We start from the raw sequence: 19,863 nt of genomic DNA, 5'->3' as shown, positions 1-19,863 counted from the left end.
TGTGAGCACCGCCCGGCCGGGGCGGAACGCAACGAGGGGACGGTTGTCATGCCGGTAGCGATCATCACGGGGGCGTCCAAGGGGCTGGGGCGGGCACTCGCCGGGGCGCTGGCCGCGCGGGGGTGGGATCTCGTACTCGACGCGCGGGGCGCCGAGCCCCTCAAGGAGGCCGCGGAGGCGGTCGCGGGGCACGGCACGCACGTGACAGCGCTGCCCGGGGATGTCGCGGACGCCGGTCACCGAGCCGAGCTTTTGGCCGCCGCGCGAGCCCTCGGCGGTGCGGATCTGCTGGTGAGCAATGCGAGCGCGCTGGGCGCCGAGCCGCTGGTGCGCCTTGCGGAGCTGCCTCTGGAGGGGCTGCGGCGGGCGCTGGAGGTGAACGTGGTGGCCGCGCTGGGCCTGGTCCAGGAGGCGCTGCCGTTGCTGCGGGAGTCGGCGGCGGGGGCGGTGATCACGGTCAGCTCGGACGCGGCTGCCGAGGCGTACGGGACTTGGGGCGGCTACGGCGCCTCCAAGGCGGCCCTGGACCAGCTCGCCGCGGTGCTCGGCACGGAGGAGCCGTGGCTGAGGGTGTGGGCGGTGGATCCCGGGGACATGGCGACGGACCTGTACGCGGCGGCCGTACCGGACGACGACGATCCGCGTCCGGCGCCCGCCACCGTCGTACCGGCGTTCCTGCGGCTGCTGGACGAGCGGCCGGCGAGCGGGCGGTATGCGGCGGCTTCGCCGGCCCAGGGGCGATGACCGTGTCCGATGCGTTCGCCCCTTCGCCTCTGGCTCTGACGGTGCCCGAGGAGCTGTCGGCGCGGGTGCCTGCCGAACAGCGCGGGCCGGGCCTGGGCCGGGATGCCGTGCGGCTGCTGGTCTCGCGGGGCACCGAGGTGTCGCACCACGTGTTCGCCGAGCTGCCGCGGCTGCTGCGGGCCGGGGACCTGCTGGTGGTGAACACCTCGCCGACGCTGGCCGCCGCGGTGGACGGGCGGATCGGGCACGCGCGCGTGGTGGTGCATTTCTCCACCGCTGGGGACGACGGGCGCTGGGCGGTCGAGCTGCGCGAGCCGGACGGCCGGGGTACCACGCGTGTGCGGGCGGGCGGACGGGATACGGAACGCGCGCGTGCGGGCGCGTCGGGCGGCGCACGCGCGCGTGGAGAAAGCAGCGCTCCCCGGGAGGGCGCCGACGGGCGAGGGACGGACGGTCCCGCGGGGACAGAGGTACGGCTGCCGGGCGGCGCGCGGCTGGTCCTGGAGGAGCCGAGTCCCTCAGGGACAGAAGTACGGCTGCCGGGCGGGGCGCGGCTGGTCCTGGAGGAGCCGGTCGACGGCCGCGGTGAGCGGCTGTGGTGGGCGCGGGTGTCCGGGGCGGAGGTCCTTCGGCTGCTGCGGGAGCACGGGCGCCCCATCCGCTATGCGTACACGGACCGGGACCAGCCGCTGTCTGCCTACCAGACGGTGTTCGCGCTGCCCGGGCCGGACGGGGCGGGCAGCGCGGAGATGCCGAGTGCGGCGCGGCCCTTCACCACCGGGCTGGTGACGCAGCTGGTGAGCCGCGGCATACAGTTCGCGCCGGTCTCGCTGCACACGGGGGTCGCGTCGGTGGAGGCGCACGAGCCGCCGTATCCGGAGCGGTTCACGGTGCCCGAGGCGTCGGCGCGGTCGGTCAACGCCGCGAGGGCCGGGGGCGGGCGGGTGATCGCGGTGGGAACGACGGCCGTGCGGGCCCTGGAGTCGGCGGCCGGGCCGGACGGGGTGGTGCGGGCCGTCGGCGGGTGGACCGACCTGGTGGTCACCCCCGAGCGCGGGGTACGCGCCGTCGACGGGCTGCTGACCGGGCTGCACGAGCCGGAGGCCTCGCATCTGCTGATGTTGCAGGCCGTGGCGGGGCGGGCCGCGGTAGCCCGGGCGTACGAGGAGGCACTGCGCGGGCTCTACCTGTGGCACGAGTTCGGGGACGTCCACCTCGTCCTACCGGAGGAGACCCCTCACACAGAGCGTTGCGACGGCAACTCCTGGTGAGACTGTTGCGCCTCCGATGTGAGCCCGCACATAGGGCGCGCATCACGTACGAACGGACATAGGAGATATACCGGCCCCAGATGAACGGGACAGACGGTCCAGTCTGTCCTGTTTTGCCCCTCCCTGATCCACTATGAGGGATCGTACGTCACACCTTTGCCACGGCATTTTGCGCCCGCTAAGAATTACTCCCGTCGCTCAGCGCCGCAGGGGTTCCCCCCCTCGGCGTTCGTGCGGAGGGACCGATTCCCCCGGCGGACGCAGGAGCGACCTCCGCGCTACACGAAGAGGTCCATCAGCCATGCCCAAGAACATCCTCACCCGTGGTCATAGTCGTACGCTGACCAAGCAGCACAAGATCGCGATCGCCGGTGTCGCCGCGCTCGGTGCCGCCGCCGTGGCCTTCTCGGCCGTCCCCGGCAACGCCCAGACCGTCACCACCGGTGCCCCGGCCGCCCAGGTGCAGTTCGCCACCCAGCCGGTCAAGGATGTCCAGGGCACGCTGACCACCCAGCTCGCCGCCCAGACCGTCAAGCTCGACGCCTTCGCCGCCAAGCAGAAGGCCGCGACCGCGGCCGCCAAGCAGCAGGCCCAGGCCCAGGCGAAGCAGAAGGCCGCCGAGGCCGCCAAGAAGGTCACCCAGGTGCGCGCCGCCCAGGACACCGCGAGCCGCTCCGCCCAGCGCCCCCAGATGCAGCTGGTCGCCGCGAAGTCCTACGCGAACAACCTCGACGGCTGGATCCGTCAGGCCCTGGACATCATGAAGTCCAAGGGCATCCCGGGCAGCTACAACGGCCTGCACAAGAACATCATGCGCGAGTCGTCCGGCAACCCGATGGCCATCAACAACTGGGACATCAACGCGATCAACGGCATCCCGTCGAAGGGCCTGCTGCAGGTCATCCCGCCGACCTTCAACGCGTACCACGTCGCCGGCACGTCCTGGGACATCTACAACCCGGTCGCCAACATCACCGCCGCCGCCAACTACGCGGCGGACAAGTACGGCTCGATCGACAACGTCAACAGCGCGTACTGAGGTCAGGCGCGGGACCTCTGACATACGCGGAAGGGCGGCACCCCTCGGGGGGATGCCGCCCTTCGCGTCGTTGCAGGTGCGGTTACTTCCGCATGACCTCCGGCTCGTGGCGGCGCAGGAAGCGGGCCACGAAGAAGCCGCAGATCACACCGAGGACGATCAGCGCGACCATGTCGATGCCCCAGGCCGAGGCCTGGTGGTTCCACAGCGGGTCCGTGTTGCCCGGGTCGTCGGCGTTCGGCGCGATGTTGTTGAAGTCCAGCGTGGCGCCCGCGGCGGCCACCGCCCAGCGCGACGGCATCAGGTACGAGAACTCGTTGACGCCGAGGGTGCCGTGCAGGGTGAAGAGGCAGCCGGTGAAGACGACCTGGATGATCGCGAACATCACCAGCAGCGGCATGGTCTTCTCGGCGGTCTTCACCAGCGAGGAGATCACCAGGCCGAACATCATCGAGGTGAAGCCGAGCGCCATGATCGGCAGGCACAGCTCGAACAGCGTGGAACTGCCGAGGACGAGGCCCTGGTCGGGGATCTCCCGGCTGGAGAAGCCGATCAGGCCGACCATCAGGCCCTGGAGCACCGTGACGGCGCCGAGGACGACGACCTTGGACATCAGGTAGGCCGACCGGGACAGACCGGTCGCGCGCTCCCGCTCGTAGATGACCCGTTCCTTGATCAGCTCACGCACGGAGTTCGCGGCACCCGCGAAGCACGCACCGACCGCGAGGATCAGCAGCACGGTGGTGGCCGTGCCGTTCGGCACGTGCTGGCCGGTGCGCGGGTTGACCGCCGCGTTGACCAGCAGGCCCCGGTTGTGGTCGATGAGCAGGCTGACCGCGCCGAGCACCGCCGGCAGGATCACCGTCAGCGCCAGGAATCCCTTGTCGGAGACGATGACCGCCACGTACCGCCGGATCAGGGTCATCAGCTGGGAGCCCCAGCCCTGCGGCTTGGGCGGCTTCATCGCCTGCGGCGGAGGCATGTGTACGGACTGCGGGGCGACCGCGTCGATGTCCGCGGCGTACATCTGGTAGTGCTGCGAGCCCTTCCAGCGGCCCGCCCAGTCGTAGTCGCGGTAGTTCTCGAAGGCGGAGAAGACGTCGGCCCAGCTGTCGTAGCCGAAGAAGTTCAGCGCTTCCTCCGGCGGTCCGAAGTAGGCCACCGCACCGCCGGGCGCCATCACCAGGAGCTTGTCGCAGATCGCCAGCTCGGCCACGGAGTGGGTGACCACCAGGACCGTGCGGCCGTCGTCCGCCAGGCCGCGCAGCAGCTGCATGACGTCGCGGTCCATGCCCGGGTCGAGGCCCGAGGTCGGCTCGTCCAGGAAGATCAGCGACGGCTTGGTGAGCAGCTCCAGGGCCACCGACACACGCTTGCGCTGACCACCGGACAGGGAGGTGACCTTCTTGTCCTTGTGGATGTCGAGCTTCAGCTCGCGCAGCACCTCGTCGATACGGGCGTCGCGCTCCTGGGCCGTGGTGTCGGCCGGGAAGCGCAGCTTGGCCGCGTACTTCAGGGCCTTCTTGACGGTCAGCTCCTTGTGCAGGATGTCGTCCTGCGGGACCAGACCGATGCGCTGGCGCAGCTCGGCGAACTGCTTGTAGAGGTTCCGGTTGTCGTACAGCACCTCGCCCTGGTTGGCGGGCCGGTAGCCGGTCAGCGCCTTCAGCAGGGTCGACTTGCCGGAGCCGGACGGGCCGATGACCGCGATCAGCGACTTCTCCGGGACGCCGAAGGAGACGTCCTTCAGGATCTGCTTGCCGCCGTCGACGGTGACCGTCAGATGGCGCGCCGAGAAGGAGACCTCACCGGTGTCGACGAACTCCTCGAGGCGGTCGCCGACGATACGGAAGGTGGAGTGGCCGACGCCGACGATGTCGCTCGGGCCGAGCAGTACCGAGCCGCCCTTGGCGATCGGCTGGCCGTTGACGTACGTGCCGTTGTGCGAGCCCAGGTCGCGGATCTCGAAGCGGCCGTCGGGCGTCGAGTGGAACTCGGCGTGGTGCCGGGAGACCTGCAGGTCGGAGACGACCAGCTCGTTCTCCAGGGCACGGCCGATGCGCATCACGCGGCCGACCGCGAACTGGTGGAACGTCGTGGGGCTGCGGTCACCGTAGACCGGCGGCGCCCCCGCGCCACCACCGGGTGCCTTCTGTGCGAACTGCTCCGGCGGCCCGCTCTGCTGCTGCGGGAACGGCGCGGGCTGCTGCGCCTGCTGCCAGTCGCCCGGAGCCGCCTGCTGCGGCACCTGCTGTGCCCAGCCGGGGCCCGCGCCCTGGGCGGCGTACGGCGCCGCCTGCTGCGGCTGCTGCTGAGGCTGCGCCACTGCGGCCGCGGCGGCGGACAGGCTCAGGCGCGGTCCGTCGGTCGCGTTGCCGAGGTGCACCGCCGAGCCGGCGCCGATCTCCATCTGCTGGACCCGCTGGCCCTGCACGAAGGTGCCGTTGGTGCTGCCGTGGTCCTCGATGACCCAACTGCGGCCGTTGAAGCTGACCGTGGCGTGCCGCCAGGAGACCCTGGCGTCGTCGAACACGACGTCTCCCTGCGGATCGCGTCCGAGTGTGTAGGCCCTGGACGAATCGAGCGTCCAGGTCCGTCCGTTTGATTCCAGTACGAGTTCCGGCACTCCATGCCCCACTGAGTTGTCCCCCGAGTTACCCCCATCACAGGGAGTCTAGGGATGTCGAACATCGTGGGGAACTATTTCAGGCTCGGCCCGGTGACCGAAAGTCGGGCCTTGTGAAGGGCGCCCGCGCGCGCTTCAACTCGCCCCGTTGACGGGGTTGAAACCGGGCCGGAGAGTGGTAATCCCCCGCGAGGGGGACAGGCGCGGCTGCGGTGCCGCGCCGCGGATCGGGGGGTCTGCCATGAGCGCTGCCACGGGCGTCGAGACCGCACGGCACGGCACATCGCTGCCGTGGGGCGACATCCTGCTGTCCGCGATCGCCTCGGTGAGCTGGGCGTTGATGGGGATGGCGGGCACGGCCGCGCTCGGTCTGCATCTGCTGCAGGCGGACGCGGCGGGTTCACTGGGCCCCATGACGGCGGCGGTTGTGGCGCTCGGGGCGGGTGGTTCGGTCTCTCCGGCGGGCGATGTGTCCGCTTTCGGACTGAAAGGCGCCGAGGCCCACACGGCCGTCGAGATCACGCCACTCGGCGTCAGCCTGGTCGGAGCCCTGCTGCTCTCCTGGTTCTTCCTGCGGTCCCTGCGCTCGGCCGGAGTTGTCGTCGCGCCCGCCGAACTCCTCGCGCGCGCAGGCACGGTGGTCGCGCTCTTCGTGGCGATGCTCGGCGGGCTGGCCTGGGCCGGACATGACGTCATCACGATCGACGGAGGCGCGCTCGGCCTCGGCGGGCTGCCCGGCGGGGGCGGCAAGGGGGGCGGCCTGAAGATCCCCGGCCTGGGGGATGTCGGCGGGCTGCTGCCGGACCGGATCACCGACCTGATCCATGCCAAGGCCGCCGTCGGCTTCACCGTGGACACGGTACCCACCCTCCTCGGCGGTCTCGGCTGGTCCGCAGGCATCCTGCTGATCGCCCTGCTCGCCTCCCGCCGCACTCCCCTGCCGCGCGGCTGGGAGGCCGTGCACCGGGTGGTGCGGCCCGCCGCCTCCGCGCTCGTCACCGTGCTGCTGGTGGCCGTCGTCGCCGGGCTCGCGGCGGCGGCGTACGCGGCGACCGGCGACGACCATCCGCGCCGGATCGCGGGCGCCGCCCTGCTCGGCGCCCCCAACGGCGTGTGGCTGGGCGTTCCCCTCGGCCTGTTCGTGCCCTGGGACGGCAGGGCGACCGGCGCGCTGGGCGGGGTGCTGCCCCACCCGCTCGACCAGGTGCTGAGCACCCGGTCGGACCAGCCCGTCACCCTGGGCCGGCTGGCCGGTCTGGACGGGCGGGTGTGGCTGCTCGCGGTGGCGGCGGCGCTGATGATGGTGCTCGCCGGGGTGCTCACGGCGGTCCGGACACCGGTACGGGGCTCGTCCGCCGAGCCGGGCGGCGCCGTGGGCTTCGCCGGGCGCTGCGCCCTGCGGCTCGGGATCGTGACGGCGCTGGCCCTGCCCCTGCTCGCCTGGCTGACCGACGTCTCGGTGGACGCCTCGCTGTCCGTCCTGGGCTTCGACGCCTTCGGGGCGGGCATCGAACTCCACGGCCACCTGGGCATGGCGCTGCTCCTTGGCGGCGTGTGGGGCGCGGGGGCCGGCGCGCTGGGAGCCCTGCTCGCCCGGGCGACGGGGGCCGCGGGATCCCGGGCGGTGTGGCCAGCCTCGGGTGACGCACGAGGCGGGACGGCCACTGGAGGGGGCGGGGGCGGGCACGGCGAGGGCGGACACGGCGAGGGCGGACACGGCGGGGTCAGGCGCTCGGAGTACTCCGGGCCCCCCGGGTATGCCGGGCATTCCGGGTACGACGGCACGGGCCCGGGGCACCCGGGGTACGACGACGGGACGTCCGGGCGTGGTGGCTACGGCGGCGGGGCACCCGGGCAGGCCGGGCACGGTGTGCATGGTGGGGTGGCAGGGCACGGGGGCGGAGCCGGGCAGCCCGGGCACGGTGGGGTGGCCGGGCACGGTGGGGTGGCCGGGCACGGTGGGGTGGCCGGCCCGTACGCGCCGGGCCTGCCGTACCGGCCGCCGAACCCCGACACGAACCCCTACCTCCAGGTGCCGGAGGAACTGCGGGCGGAGCCCGAGGACGCGCGACCGGCCTCGTCCGGGGACGACGTGTACGGCGCCCCCACCGTCGCCCGGCCCTTCGACCCGCCTCCGCCTGCGCGCCGGAACCGTCCCCGCGGGCAGGCGCGTGATCGCTCGCAGGACGAACCGGACGACGGACCACCGCCTCCGCCGCCCCTGCCCCCGCGACCGCCCGGGAAGCCCAGACGGTGAGCCCGCGGCGCCCACGGTGTGGATGAGGGCGGAAGGCCCGGCGCCCGTCCTGATGGGCCTGTGCGCCGAGGGCGCCGCCGTGGCACAGTCATGGTGAGGCGGTACTTCTCGTGCGGTCCCGTCCGGCCCGTCCACCGTCATTGGACCTCGTCCGACGTCATCCGGCCTCGTCCGGCCTCCGTGGAACCCCATCGGTATCGAACCCCATCGGTTTCGACCGGTTCCGTCCGACCGTGAGAGGTGGGTGGGAGGAGTCCGCCGGGGCCCGGGCGGCGTCGCCGCGCCACGGGTCCGACCGTACGAGCCGTCGCCGACAGGCAAGATCCCCTACATCGGACGGACACCCATTGTTCCGTGTCCGTCAGGCGGACCTCGAGGGCGCGAGGCACTGGGTGCCGGATACGGTGGTGACACCATGAGCGCTTCGCAGACCTCCGAGGTCCCCACTCTCCTCGTCAAGATCTTCGGCAAGGACAGGCCGGGCATCACGGCCGGCCTCTTCGACACCCTCGCCGCGTACCTCGTCGACGTGGTCGACATCGAGCAGGTCGTCACGCGGGGCCGACTGGTGCTGTGCGTGCTGGTCACCCAGCCCCCGGCCGGCCTGGAGGGGGACCTGCGGGCCACCGTGCACAGCTGGGCCGAGTCGATGAAGATGCAGGCGGAGATCATCTCGGGGCACGGCGACAACCGTCCGCGAGGTCTCGGGCGCTCCCTGGTCACCGTCCTCGGTCACCCGCTCACCGCCGAGTCGACGGCCGCCGTCGCCGCCCGGATCGCCAAGGCGGGCGGCAACATCGACCGTATCTTCCGGCTCGCCAAGTACCCGGTGACGGCGGTGGAGTTCGCCGTGTCCGGTGTCGAGACGGAACCGCTGCGCACCGCCCTGGCGACCGATGCGGCGGCACTGGGTGTCGACATCGCGGTCGTCGCGGCGGGCCTGCACCGGCGCGCTCAGCGGCTGGTGGTCATGGACGTGGACTCCACGCTCATCCAGGACGAGGTCATCGAGCTGTTCGCCGCGCATGCCGGCTGCGAGGACCAGGTCGCCGAGGTGACGGCGGCGGCGATGCGCGGGGAGCTGGACTTCGAGCAGTCGCTGCACGCACGCGTGGCGCTGCTGAAGGGACTGGACGTCTCGGTGGTGGACAAGGTGCGCAACGAGGTCCGGCTGACGCCGGGCGCGCGCACGCTGATCCGCACCCTGAAGCGCCTCGGCTACCAAGTCGGTGTCGTCTCCGGCGGTTTCACCCAGGTCACGGACGATCTGAAGGAGCGGCTGGGACTGGACTTCGCGCAGGCCAACACGCTGGAGATCGTCGACGGGAAGCTGACCGGGCGGGTCACCGGCGAGGTCGTGGACCGCGCGGGCAAGGCGCGGCTGCTGCGCCGGTTCGCCGCGGAGGCAGGGGTGCCCCTCTCGCAGACCGTGGCGATCGGCGACGGTGCCAACGACCTGGACATGCTGAACGCGGCCGGTCTCGGCGTCGCCTTCAACGCCAAGCCGGTGGTCCGCGAGGCCGCGCACACGTCGGTGAACTTCCCCTTCCTGGACACCGTCCTGTATCTGCTGGGCGTCACCCGTGAAGAGGTCGAGGCGGCCGACACGCACGACGAGGGCTGACCCGGCACTGCTCCGTTCGGCGTACGCGACGAGGAGGGCCCGGCACCGCAACGGTGCCGGGCCCTCCTGTCGTGCGTGCCGTCACTCGGAGGGTGCCCAGTAGTCCGCCAGGGTGGCCACGCCCGGCTCCAGGCTCTTCCAGACGCCGTCGAAGGTCAGCAGCGCGAAGCCGGCCGCAGGGAAGCCACGGCGGCTCATCCGCTCGCGGGCCTCGCCCTCGGAGTCGCCCGCGAGGATGTCGGCCAGACCGTGCACGCCCGGGTTGTGACCGATCAGGATCGCGTTCTGCACATCGTCCGGGATCTCGTTGAGCAGGGCGATCAGCTCGCCGGGCGAGGCCTCGTAGACCCGCTCCTCGTAGACGGTCTTCGGCCGGTGCGCGAGCTCGTGGACGGCGAGCTTCCAGGTCTCGCGGGTGCGGACGGCGGTGGAGCACAGGGCCAGGTCGAAGGTGAGGCCGGTGTCGGCCAGCTTGCGTCCGGCGACTGCGGCGTCCTTGCGGCCCCGCTCGGCGAGCGGGCGCTCATGGTCGGACACCTGGGGCCAGTCGGCTTTCGCATGCCGGAAGAGGATGATCCTGCGGGGTTCTGCGACGCTCATGGGACCCAGCTTCGCATGAAACAGGCCACCTGGCGCAGGGAGTTGACATGCGGATTCACCGCGTGAGGGGGCTCTGCGTCAGCGCGCGAGGAGTTCCTGCACGCGCTCGAGAAGGTGCGTGATCGCCGGATCGCTGCTCGCCGCGTGGGCGTCCGACGGGTTCAGTATCAGCGCGAGCAGGGTGATGAAGGCGAGCGCGGGCAGGGCGAGCGCCCACCAGGGCAGCCGGACGTCGACGCTGCCCGTGGTCGCCGGGTGGAGCCGGGTGTGCGTGCGGGCCGACATGGTCGCCTCCGTGGTCCTTCGAGCGGTCCTGGCCGCATGGTGCGGTCACATCTCGAAGCTACGGAACTTCGCTCTGCCAACCCATCCGGGCATCCACCCAGTTGACCCTGACCCTGCCCCCCTAGGGGATGGTGGGGACAGCCCCACCCCCCGGCCGCCGAGCGAGCCGGAGCGGGTCGGCCGGGTCAGGGGGAGGCGATCGTCGCGATGACGGCGATGACGGCGAAGATGGCGAAGAACGCGCCGAAGACGAGCAGCATCTTCTTCTGGCTGTTCTTGGGGTTCGGGTCGAGCACAGGCTGCATGCGCCCAGTCTCGCACCCTTCGTCCGGAACGGATCGACGGGGGCGGATCGGGGGCGGGGCGAGTCGGGGGCGGGGCGAGTCGGCGGGAGGCCGCCCGATCGCTCGGAGACCGCCTGATCAGCGAGGAGCCGGCAGGCCGGCCGCAGGGGCGGACCGGCGGACGGCCTCGTCCTCCACCGTCCGGTTGCGGCCGGCCAGGAAGCCCACCGCCATCTGGGGCACCATCAGGCCCGCCATCAGGGCGATCGGCAGCCCCCAGCTGCCGCTCTGCTGGTAGAGCACGCCGACCAGCAGCGGGCCGGGAATGGAGATCAGATAGCCGGTGCTCTGCGCGAACGCGGACAGCTGGGCCACGCCCTGCCCGGTCCTGGCCCGCATGCCGACCATCGTGAGCGCGAGCGGGAACGCACAGTTCGAGATGCCGAGCAGCACGGCCCAGGCCCAGGCGCCGCCGGCCGGCGCGACGTACAGACCGGCATAGCCCGCGAGGCCGCAGACGCCCAGGGCCAGCGCGATCGGCCCCTGATGAGGCAGCCGGGTGGCGAGGCGCGGGATGACGAAGGCCAGTGGCACACCCATCACCATGGTCACCGCGAGGAGCAGACCGGCCGTGCCCGCCGGGACGCCGGCGTCCCGGAAGATCTGCGCCATCCAGCCCATCGTGATGTAGGCCGCGGTGGCCTGCAGTCCGAAGAAGACGGCGAGCGCCCAGGCCGTGCGGCTCCGGGTGATGCGCAGCGGGGCCTGCTCCCGCCCCGCGCCCGCCTCCCGCGACCGCTCCCCCGGCGCAGGCGACTGCTCCGGGGTGTGGCTCGCACCCCGCTCGCGCGCGAGCGGCACCCAGGGCAGGACGGCGGCGGCCGCGAGCCCCGCCCACACCGTGAGCCCGGACTTCCAGTTGCCGCCCAGGGCGTCGGTCAGGGGCACGGTCACGGCGGCGGCGAGCGAGGTGCCGAGGGCGAGGGCCATCGAGTACAGGCCGGTCATGGAGCCGACCCGGTCGGGGAACCAGCGCTTGACGATGACCGGCATCAGCACATTGCTGACGGCGATGCCCATGAGGGCGAGTGCGCTGGCGGCCAGGAAGCCGGCCGTGCTGCCGGTGTACGGCCGTATCAGCAGGCCCGCCGTGATGGCGGCCATGCCGGCGCACACGACGGCGCCCGGTCCGAAGCGGCGGGCCAGACGCGGCGCGGTGACACCGAAGACGGCGAAGCAGAGCGGGGGCACGGAGGTCAGCAGGCCGGCCACGCTCCCGCTCATGCCGAGGCCGTCGCGGACCTCCTCCAGGAGCGCGCCGAGGCTGGTGATGGCCGGGCGGAGGTTCAGCGCGGACAGCACGATGCCCACGACGACCAGACGTGTCATCCACGCGCGCGCGGGTGGCGTCCGACGCGGTCCCGCCACCGCGGTCGCAGGCCCTTCGACCGGCATCCTCGTCGACGGCTTCGTCGACGGCTTCGTCGACGGCTTCGTCGACGGCTTCGTCGACGAGGATGCCGACGGCTCCGTGGACGGCTCCGTCCACGGCCTCTGGGCCGAAGCCATCTCCGTACGGGTCTCCGCGGTCCGGGTTTCCTCACTAGCCATGCGGCCCATCATAGAATCATGGGATGATTGGTTGTCCACTCCCGCGGCACCACCGCCCGGGCTCCCCGTGCGAAGGTGTGCCATGCCCCTGAGCCACCCGCGCCGTTCGGCGCTGTCCGAGCAGGTCATCGCCGCGCTGCGCAATCAGATCGCCTCCGGCGAGTGGCCGGTCGGCTCGCGCATCCCGACCGAGCCGGAACTGGTCGAGCAGCTCGGGGTCGCCCGCAACACGGTCCGCGAGGCCGTCCGCGCGCTCGCGCACAACGGCCTGCTGGACATCCGCCAGGGCTCGGGCACGTACGTCGTGGCGACCAGCGAGCTGGCCGGCGTGATGCACCGCCGGTTCGCCGAGGCCGACCCCCGGCACATCGCCGAGCTGCGCGCGGCCCTGGAGTCGGCGGCGGCGAGACTGGCCGCCGAACGGCGCACCGAGAAGGACCTCAAGCAGCTGGACGCGCTCCTGGCGCGCCGCGAGGAGGCCTGGGAGGCCGGCGAGGCCGAGGCCTTCGTGACCGCCGACGCGACCTTTCACCTGGCCGTGGTGGCCGCCTCGCACAACGACGTCATGACGGCGATGTACGCCGATCTCGGGGAGGTGCTGCGGGACTGGCTGCGCGCGGACGTCGGCGCCGAGCTGACGCCGGAGACGCACATGGACCATGCCCGGCTGGTGGACGCCGTCCGTGCGGGCGACGCGGAGGCGGCGGCCACGGAGGCCGCCAGCTATCCGTTCCTCTGCCGCCCGGACCGGTTCAGCGCTTCTTCTGGTGACTGATCCACACCGACTGGACGTTCTTCCAGCAGCGGCCGGTGAGCCGTACGGTCATCGCGGGCTCCGCGTCCACCGGCGCGCTGTCCGTGTCGATGTCCCACCAGCGGGCGCACTCGATGTGCAGGCGCACCCGGTCGACGTCGACGTAGGGGTTGTGGCAGTAGGCCACCACGTGGGAGCCGCGCACGTCCGTACGGCAGCTGGCGCCGAACAGGCTCGGCGCGGGCGGGTTGCCGCCCACGCGCGCGTGGGACATCGCGTCGTACGGCAGACAGATCACGAGGGCTGCGGCCACGGTCACCGGGGCCAGGCTGCGGGACAGGCGCACAAAAGGACCTCCTGGGCCGGGCTGCGGAGGAATGCGCGAGGTGAACGCTTCATCCAGAGTGCGCCGCCCGCTCCCGGCCCCGCCCGGCCGGATACGCCGAACGGGTGATGGCCGCTCCCCCCGGACACGAAGGGACACGTGACCTCCCGCCACCGCGAATGCGGAGGCACGATCGACGCCCCGCCACCTCCGCCCGGCGAAACGAACGGCTCACCGCCACCTCGGGCCCGGCGAAACGAACGGCTCACTGTCACCTCCGGCCCGGCGAAACGGAGAACGCCCGGCCCCCGTGGGTGCGCAGCGACGCAGAACGCCCCGCCCCCGCGGATGCGGGGAACGGGGCGTTCTGCGTCAGACGGAGGAGGTCACGCGCCGATGGCGTGCAGACCGCCGTCGACGTGGACGATCTCGCCGGTGGTCTTCGGGAACCAGTCGCTCAGCAGGGCGACGACACCCCGGCCGGCCGGCTCGGGGTCCTTCAGGTCCCACTCCAGCGGGGAGCGGCTGTCCCACACGGACGCCAGCTCCGCGAAGCCCGGGATGGACTTGGCAGCCATGGAGCCGATCGGGCCCGCCGAGACCAGGTTGCAGCGGATGTTCTGCTTGCCGAGGTCGCGCGCCATGTAGCGGCTGGTGGCCTCCAGGGCGGCCTTGGCCGGGCCCATCCAGTCGTACTGCGGCCAGGCGAACGAGGCGTCGAAAGTGAGGCCGACGACCGAGCCGCCGTTCTGCATCAGCGGCAGGCAGGCCATGGTGAGCGACTTCAGGGAGAACGCCGAGACGTGCATGGCGGTGGCGACCGACTCGAACGGCGTGTTCAGGAAGTTGCCGCCGAGCGCGTCCTGCGGGGCGAAGCCGATGGAGTGGACGATGCCGTCGAGGCCGCCCAGCTCCTCGCCGACGATGTCGGCCAGCCGGGCCAGGTGCTCGTCGTTGGTGACGTCCAGCTCGATGACCTTGGCCGGCTTCGGCAGCTTCTTGGCGATGCGCTCGGTCAGCGTGGGCCGCGGGAAGGCGGTCAGGATGATCTCGGCGCCCTGCTCCTGGGCGAGCTTGGCGACGTGGAAGGCGATGGAGGACTCCATCAGCACACCCGTGATCAGGATGCGCTTGCCCTCGAGGATTCCGCTCATGGTGATCAGTGACCCATTCCCAGTCCGCCGTCAACGGGGATGACGGCTCCAGTGATGTACGAAGCGTCGTCCGAGGCGAGGAACCGCACCGTCGCGGCGATCTCCTCCGGCTGCGCGTAGCGGCCGAGCGGCACCTGCGACACGATGTTGGCGCGCTGCTCGTCGCTGAGCACCTTGGTCATGTCGGTGTCCACGAAGCCGGGCGCGACGACGTTGAAGGTGATGTTGCGCGATCCCAGCTCACGGGCGAGGGAGCGCGCGAAGCCGACGAGGCCGGCCTTGGAGGCGGCGTAGTTCGCCTGGCCTGGGCCACCGTACAGCCCGACCACCGAGGAGATGAGGACGACACGGCCCTTCTTGGCGCGCAGCATGCCGCGGTTGGCGCGCTTGACCACGCGGTAGGTGCCCGTGAGGTTGGTGTCGATGACCGAGGTGAAGTCCTCCTCGCTCATGCGCATCAGGAGCTGGTCCTTGGTGATGCCGGCGTTGGCGACCAGGACCTCGACGGGACCGTGCTCGGTCTCGATCTCCTTGTAGGCCTGCTCCACCTGCTCGGCGTCGGTGATGTCGCACTTGACGGCGAGGCATCCCAACTCCGTCAGGGCGGCCGGCGGCTCTCCCGAACGGTACGTGATCGCGACCTTGTCGCCGGCGTCGGCGAATGCGCGGGCGATGGCGAGGCCGATGCCCCGGTTGCCTCCGGTGACGAGAACCGAGCGGCTCAACGGATCACCCTTTCGATAGCGGTCTGATGCGGTCCGACAACCCGCCCGAACACCTGGATGGCAGGCGGCTTCATCGAAAACCTATCGGTAGCGCCCCTTCCGTGGGCAAGCGGGCACCGACAGTGGCACGCGGCAGTCCCTGTCGGGTCCCTACAGAAAAAGGCGCACGGGAGCACCGCCTGTGGTCCGGCGAGCCGCTGCCGCGACATGATCGGATCCGACAGGCGACGACAACAGGGAGACCTCCGTGCCTCATTCCATCGACGAAGCCTTCACAGCGCTTCCGCTAAGGGCCCTCGCGGACGCCGCGCTCGCACGCGCGCGTGCGCTCGGGGCCGAGCACGCGGACTTCCGGTTCGAGCGGGTGCGCAGCGCGTCCTGGCGGCTCAGGGACGCCAGGCCTGCGGGATCGTCGGACGACACCGACCTCGGGTATGCCGTGCGGGTCGTGCACGGCGGTACGTGGGGCTTCGCGTCCGGGGTGGATCTGACCCTGGACGCGGCCGCCAGGGTCGCCTCGCAGGCGGTGGCCATGGCGAAGCTCTCGGCGCAGGTGATCAAGGCCGCGGGATCCGACGAGCGGGTGGAGCTGGCCGGTGAGCCGGTGCACTCCGAGAAGACGTGGATCTCGTCGTACGAGATCGATCCGTTCTCGGTGCCCGACGAGGAGAAGGCCGCGCTGCTGGCGGAGTGGAGCAGCCGGCTGCTGGCGGCGGACGGCGTGAACCATGTGGACGCCTCCCTGCTCACCGTGCACGAGAACAAGTTCTACGCCGACACCGCGGGCACCGTGACCACCCAGCAGCGGGTGCGGCTGTATCCGCAGCTGACGGCCGTGTCGGTGGACGAGTCGAGCGGCGAGTTCGACTCGATGCGGACCATCGCGCCGCCCGTCGGCCGCGGCTGGGAGTACCTGACCGGGACCGGCTGGGACTGGGACGGCGAGCTGGAGCGGATCCCGGAGCTGCTCGCCGAGAAGATGCGCGCGCCGAGCGTGGAGCCGGGCCTGTACGACCTGGTGGTCGACCCGTCCAACCTGTGGCTGACCATCCACGAGTCCATCGGGCACGCCACCGAGCTGGACCGCGCCCTCGGGTACGAGGCGGCCTACGCGGGCACCTCCTTCGCCACCTTCGACCAGCTGGGCAAGCTCAGGTACGGCTCCGAGCTGATGAACGTCACCGGTGACCGCACCGCCGAGCACGGCCTCGCCACCATCGGGTACGACGACGAGGGCGTCCAGGCGCAGTCCTGGGACCTGGTGAAGGACGGCACGCTCGTCGGCTACCAGCTGGACCGCAGGATCGCGAGGCTGACCGGGTTCGAGCGGTCCAACGGATGCGCCTTCGCCGACTCCCCGGGGCATGTGCCGGTGCAGCGCATGGCCAATGTGTCCCTGCAGCCGGATCCCGCCGGGCTGTCCACCGAGGACCTGATCGGAGGCGTCGACCGGGGCATCTTCGTCGTCGGCGACCGGTCCTGGTCGATCGACATGCAGCGGTACAACTTCCAGTTCACCGGGCAGCGCTTCTTCAGGATCGAGAACGGGCGGATCACCGGCCAGCTGAAGGACGTCGCCTACCAGGCCACCACCACCGACTTCTGGGGGTCGATGGCCGCCGTGGGCGGTCCGCAGACCTATGTCCTGGGCGGTGCCTTCAACTGCGGCAAGGCCCAGCCGGGCCAGGTCGCCGCCGTGTCCCACGGATGCCCCTCCGCCCTCTTCAAGGGCGTCAACATTCTGAACACCACGCAGGAGGCCGGCCGATGAGCGCGCCCAGCAGCAAGGCGAACAAGCCGCACGAGGTCGTCGAGCAGGCGCTCGCCCTGTCCCGGGCCGACGGCTGTGTCGTCATCGCCGACGAGCACTCGACCGCCAACCTGCGCTGGGCGGGCAACGCCCTGACCACCAACGGGGTCACCCGCGGCCGTACCCTCACGGTGATCGCGACCGTGGACGGCAAGGAGGGCACGGCCTCCGGCGTCGTGTCGCGCTCGGCGGTGACGGCCGGTGAACTGGAGCCGCTGGTGCGGGCCGCCGAGGCCGCCGCGCACGGGGCCGGGGCCGCCGAGGACGCCCAGCCGCTGGTCAGCGGCGTCCCTCAGGCGCCGGACTTCACGGACGCACCCGCCGAGACCTCCTCCGCCGTCTTCGCGGACTTCGCCCCGGCACTCGGCGAGGCCTTCGCACGCGCGCGTGCCGGCGGCCGCGAGCTGTACGGGTTCGCCAACCACGAGCTGGTCTCGACATATGTGGGCACGTCCACCGGGCTGCGTCTGAGGCACGACCAGCCCACCGGCACGCTGGAGCTGAACGCCAAGTCCCCGGACCGTACGCGCTCGGCGTGGGCCGGACACTCCACGCGGGACTTCAAGGACGTCGACCCGGGCGCCCTGGACGCCGAGCTGGCGGTGCGCCTCGGCTGGGCCGAGCGGCGCGTGGAGCTGCCCGCGGGCCGCTACGAGACGCTGCTGCCGCCGACCGCGGTGGCCGACCTGCTGATCTACCAGCTGTGGTCGGCGTCGGGCCGGGACGCGGCCGAGGGCCGGACGGTGTTCTCCAAGCCGGGCGGCGGCACCCGCGTCGGCGACAAGCTGGCCGAGCTGCCGCTGACGCTGCGCAGCGACCCGGACGAGCCGGGCCTGGAGTGCGCGCCCTTCGTGGTCGCCCACTCCTCGGGCGGCGACCAGTCCGTGTTCGACAACGGGCTGCCGGTGCGCGCCACCGACTGGATCGAAGAGGGTGTGCTCACCCACCTCACGACCACCCGGCACAGCGCGGGCCTGACCGGGCTGCCCGTCGCCCCTGCGCTCGGGAATCTGATCCTGGACGGCGGCCAGGACCGTTCCCTGGAGGAGATGGTCGCGGCCACCGAGCGCGGGCTGCTGCTGACGTGCCTGTGGTACATCCGCGAGGTCGACCCGGCCACGCTGCTGCTCACCGGCCTGACCCGGGACGGCGTCTACCTCGTGGAGAACGGCGAGGTGACCGGGCAGGTGAACAACTTCCGGTTCAACGAGTCCCCGGTGGGCCTGCTGGGCCGGGCCACGGAGGCGGGGCGGACCGAGAAGACGCTGCCGCGCGAGTGGAGCGACTGGTTCACCCGGGCCGCGATGCCCGCGTTGCGGATCCCGGATTTCAACATGAGCTCTGTCAGTCAGGGCGTATAACCTCGTACTCGGCTGTCACCCGACTGCCCGAAGACCACTGAGGAGACACGAGAACCGTGACGGACATCGTCGACGAGCTGAAGTGGCGTGGGCTGTTCGCCCTGTCCACCGACGAGGACGCTTTGCGCAAGGCGCTCGCGGACGGTCCCGTCACGTTCTATTGCGGTTTCGACCCGACGGCGCCGTCGCTGCACGTGGGGCATCTGGTCCAGGTGCTCACCGTGCGCCGGCTCCAGCAGGCCGGGCACCGGCCGCTGGCGCTGGTCGGCGGCGCGACGGGCCTGATCGGTGACCCGCGCCCGACGGCCGAGCGCACGCTGAACGACCCGGAGACGGTGGCCGGCTGGGTGGGCAGGCTGCGCGCCCAGATCGAGCCGTTCCTGTCCTTCGAGGGCGAGAACGCGGCGGTCATGGTGAACAACCTGGACTGGACCGCGAACCTCTCCGCGATCGAGTTCCTGCGGGACATCGGCAAGCACTTCCGCGTCAACAAGATGCTGACGAAGGACTCCGTGGCCCGCCGCCTGGAGTCCGACCAGGGCATCAGCTACACGGAGTTCAGCTACCAGATCCTGCAGGGCATGGACTTCCTGCAGCTGTACCGCCGCTACGGCTGCACGCTCCAGCAGGGCGGCAGCGACCAGTGGGGCAACCTCACGGCCGGCCTCGACCTGATCCACCGGCTGGAGCCGGACGCCGAGGCACACGCCCTGGCCACCCCGCTGATGACCAAGGCGGACGGCACCAAGTTCGGCAAGACCGAGGGCGGCGCCGTCTGGCTGGACCCGGAGATGACGACGCCGTACGCGTTCTACCAGTTCTGGCTGAACGTGGACGACCGTGACATCTCGAAGTACCTGCGGATCCTGTCCTTCAGGTCCCGCGAGGAGCTGGAGGAGCTGGAGGAGCAGACCGCGGAGCGTCCGCAGGCCCGCGCCGCGCAGCGCGCGCTCGCCGAGGAGCTGACGACCCTGGTGCACGGCGCCGAGCAGACGGCCGCCGTGATCGCCGCGTCCAGGGCTCTGTTCGGCCAGGGCGAGCTGGCGGAGCTGGACGAGCGGACCCTGGCCGCGGCGCTGTCCGAGGTGCCGCACATCCAGGTCGCCGAGCTGGGCCCGGTGGTCGACCTGTTCGCCGAGGTCGGTCTGGTGGCCAGCAAGTCCGCCGCGCGGCGGACGGTGAAGGAGGGCGGCGCCTACGTGAACAACGCGAAGGTCACCGCCGAGGACGCGGTGCCCGCGCGGGAGGACCTGCTGCAGGGGCGGTGGCTGGTGCTGCGGCGCGGCAAGAAGAACCTTGCCGCGGTGGAGGTCGTCCCCGCGTAGCGGCGCCTGCCGATGCGGAGGCGTGGCGGCGCCTGCCGATGCGGAGGACCTCCGCCGCGGAGGTCGTC

Annotated in this window: 17 protein-coding genes; 9 read left to right on the top strand and 8 right to left on the bottom strand. The window is 71.7% G+C overall.

The window, feature by feature from the left end:
• Positions 1 to 48: 48 nt before the first annotated feature.
• The 3 genes from ACFZCP_RS13455 to ACFZCP_RS13445 all read left to right on the top strand — a co-directional run bounded on the left by ACFZCP_RS13455 (position 49) and on the right by ACFZCP_RS13445 (position 3,054).
• Positions 49 to 744, top strand: a complete 696-nt coding sequence (locus ACFZCP_RS13455) for an SDR family NAD(P)-dependent oxidoreductase (protein ID WP_391426861.1) — start codon at positions 49 to 51, stop codon at positions 742 to 744.
• A complete protein-coding gene (locus ACFZCP_RS13450) occupies positions 741 to 2,015 on the top strand; it encodes an S-adenosylmethionine:tRNA ribosyltransferase-isomerase (protein ID WP_391426859.1) in 1,275 nt (424 codons plus the stop codon). The genes ACFZCP_RS13455 and ACFZCP_RS13450 overlap by 4 nt, the downstream gene beginning before the upstream one ends.
• A gap of 301 nt (positions 2,016 to 2,316) precedes the next feature.
• Entirely contained in the window at positions 2,317 to 3,054 is a 738-nt protein-coding gene (locus tag ACFZCP_RS13445) for a transglycosylase SLT domain-containing protein (RefSeq protein ID WP_391426857.1), read from the top strand.
• Positions 3,055 to 3,136: 82 nt separating this feature from the next.
• Here ACFZCP_RS13445 and ACFZCP_RS13440 read toward each other — a convergent pair whose 3' ends face one another.
• Positions 3,137 to 5,680, bottom strand: a complete 2,544-nt coding sequence (locus ACFZCP_RS13440; protein ID WP_391426855.1) for an FHA domain-containing protein — start codon at positions 5,678 to 5,680, stop codon at positions 3,137 to 3,139.
• Between the two features lie 241 nt (positions 5,681 to 5,921).
• On the opposite strand from ACFZCP_RS13440, the gene ACFZCP_RS13435 reads away from it, so the two are divergent.
• Entirely contained in the window at positions 5,922 to 7,937 is a 2,016-nt protein-coding gene (locus ACFZCP_RS13435; protein ID WP_391426853.1) for a streptophobe family protein, read from the top strand.
• A 415-nt stretch (positions 7,938 to 8,352) separates the two neighbouring features.
• Positions 8,353 to 9,561 (top strand): phosphoserine phosphatase SerB, encoded by a 1,209-nt coding sequence (serB, locus tag ACFZCP_RS13430; protein ID WP_362696913.1) that lies wholly within the window; start codon positions 8,353 to 8,355, stop codon positions 9,559 to 9,561.
• 81 nt (positions 9,562 to 9,642) lie between these two features.
• On the opposite strand, the gene ACFZCP_RS13425 is transcribed toward serB, so the two are convergent.
• From ACFZCP_RS13425 to ACFZCP_RS13410, 4 genes are all read right to left on the bottom strand, one after another.
• On the bottom strand, positions 9,643 to 10,161 hold the full coding sequence (locus tag ACFZCP_RS13425; protein ID WP_362696911.1) for a histidine phosphatase family protein: 519 nt from the start codon (positions 10,159 to 10,161) through the stop codon (positions 9,643 to 9,645).
• 78 nt (positions 10,162 to 10,239) lie between these two features.
• The gene (locus ACFZCP_RS13420; RefSeq protein ID WP_391426850.1) at positions 10,240 to 10,446 is read right to left on the bottom strand and encodes a hypothetical protein; all 207 of its coding nucleotides are present in this window, start codon (positions 10,444 to 10,446) and stop codon (positions 10,240 to 10,242) included.
• Positions 10,447 to 10,631: 185 nt separating this feature from the next.
• A complete protein-coding gene (locus tag ACFZCP_RS13415) occupies positions 10,632 to 10,751 on the bottom strand; it encodes an SGM_5486 family transporter-associated protein (RefSeq protein ID WP_362696907.1) in 120 nt (39 codons plus the stop codon).
• Positions 10,752 to 10,868: 117 nt separating this feature from the next.
• The gene (locus ACFZCP_RS13410; protein WP_391426916.1) at positions 10,869 to 12,185 is read right to left on the bottom strand and encodes a CynX/NimT family MFS transporter; all 1,317 of its coding nucleotides are present in this window, start codon (positions 12,183 to 12,185) and stop codon (positions 10,869 to 10,871) included.
• Between the two features lie 238 nt (positions 12,186 to 12,423).
• On the opposite strand from ACFZCP_RS13410, the gene ACFZCP_RS13405 reads away from it, so the two are divergent.
• On the top strand, positions 12,424 to 13,116 hold the full coding sequence (locus ACFZCP_RS13405; RefSeq protein WP_362696903.1) for an FCD domain-containing protein: 693 nt from the start codon (positions 12,424 to 12,426) through the stop codon (positions 13,114 to 13,116).
• On the opposite strand, the gene ACFZCP_RS13400 is transcribed toward ACFZCP_RS13405, so the two are convergent.
• From ACFZCP_RS13400 to fabG, 3 genes are all read right to left on the bottom strand, one after another.
• Positions 13,094 to 13,441, bottom strand: a complete 348-nt coding sequence (locus ACFZCP_RS13400; RefSeq protein WP_362696901.1) for a hypothetical protein — start codon at positions 13,439 to 13,441, stop codon at positions 13,094 to 13,096. The genes ACFZCP_RS13405 and ACFZCP_RS13400 overlap by 23 nt on opposite strands.
• Positions 13,442 to 13,806: 365 nt before the next feature.
• On the bottom strand, positions 13,807 to 14,574 hold the full coding sequence (fabI, locus tag ACFZCP_RS13395; RefSeq protein WP_362696899.1) for an enoyl-ACP reductase FabI: 768 nt from the start codon (positions 14,572 to 14,574) through the stop codon (positions 13,807 to 13,809).
• Positions 14,575 to 14,579: 5 nt separating this feature from the next.
• Positions 14,580 to 15,299 carry a 3-oxoacyl-[acyl-carrier-protein] reductase gene (fabG, locus tag ACFZCP_RS13390; protein ID WP_362696897.1) on the bottom strand — a complete coding sequence of 240 codons (720 nt, stop codon included), beginning with the start codon at positions 15,297 to 15,299 and terminating at the stop codon, positions 14,580 to 14,582.
• A gap of 247 nt (positions 15,300 to 15,546) precedes the next feature.
• Here fabG and ACFZCP_RS13385 point away from each other — a divergent pair, with 247 nt between their 5' ends.
• From ACFZCP_RS13385 to tyrS, 3 genes are read left to right on the top strand one after another with little or no spacing between them, the layout of a single operon-like run.
• Complete coding sequence (locus ACFZCP_RS13385) at positions 15,547 to 17,070, top strand: metallopeptidase TldD-related protein (RefSeq protein WP_391426846.1); 1,524 nt, start codon at positions 15,547 to 15,549, stop codon at positions 17,068 to 17,070.
• Positions 17,067 to 18,470 (top strand): metallopeptidase TldD-related protein, encoded by a 1,404-nt coding sequence (locus ACFZCP_RS13380; protein WP_391426845.1) that lies wholly within the window; start codon positions 17,067 to 17,069, stop codon positions 18,468 to 18,470. Before ACFZCP_RS13385 ends, ACFZCP_RS13380 begins: the two co-directional genes overlap by 4 nt.
• 56 nt (positions 18,471 to 18,526) lie before the next feature.
• Positions 18,527 to 19,795 (top strand): tyrosine--tRNA ligase, encoded by a 1,269-nt coding sequence (tyrS, locus tag ACFZCP_RS13375; protein ID WP_362696891.1) that lies wholly within the window; start codon positions 18,527 to 18,529, stop codon positions 19,793 to 19,795.
• Positions 19,796 to 19,863 lie beyond the last annotated feature (68 nt).

It is taken from the genome of Streptomyces sp. NPDC007971 (genome assembly GCF_042958635.1).
Classification (GTDB): Bacteria; Actinomycetota; Actinomycetes; order Streptomycetales; family Streptomycetaceae; genus Streptomyces.
Note: the sequence above shows the minus strand (reverse complement) of the source record. Positions and strands in the feature narration are given on the sequence as shown.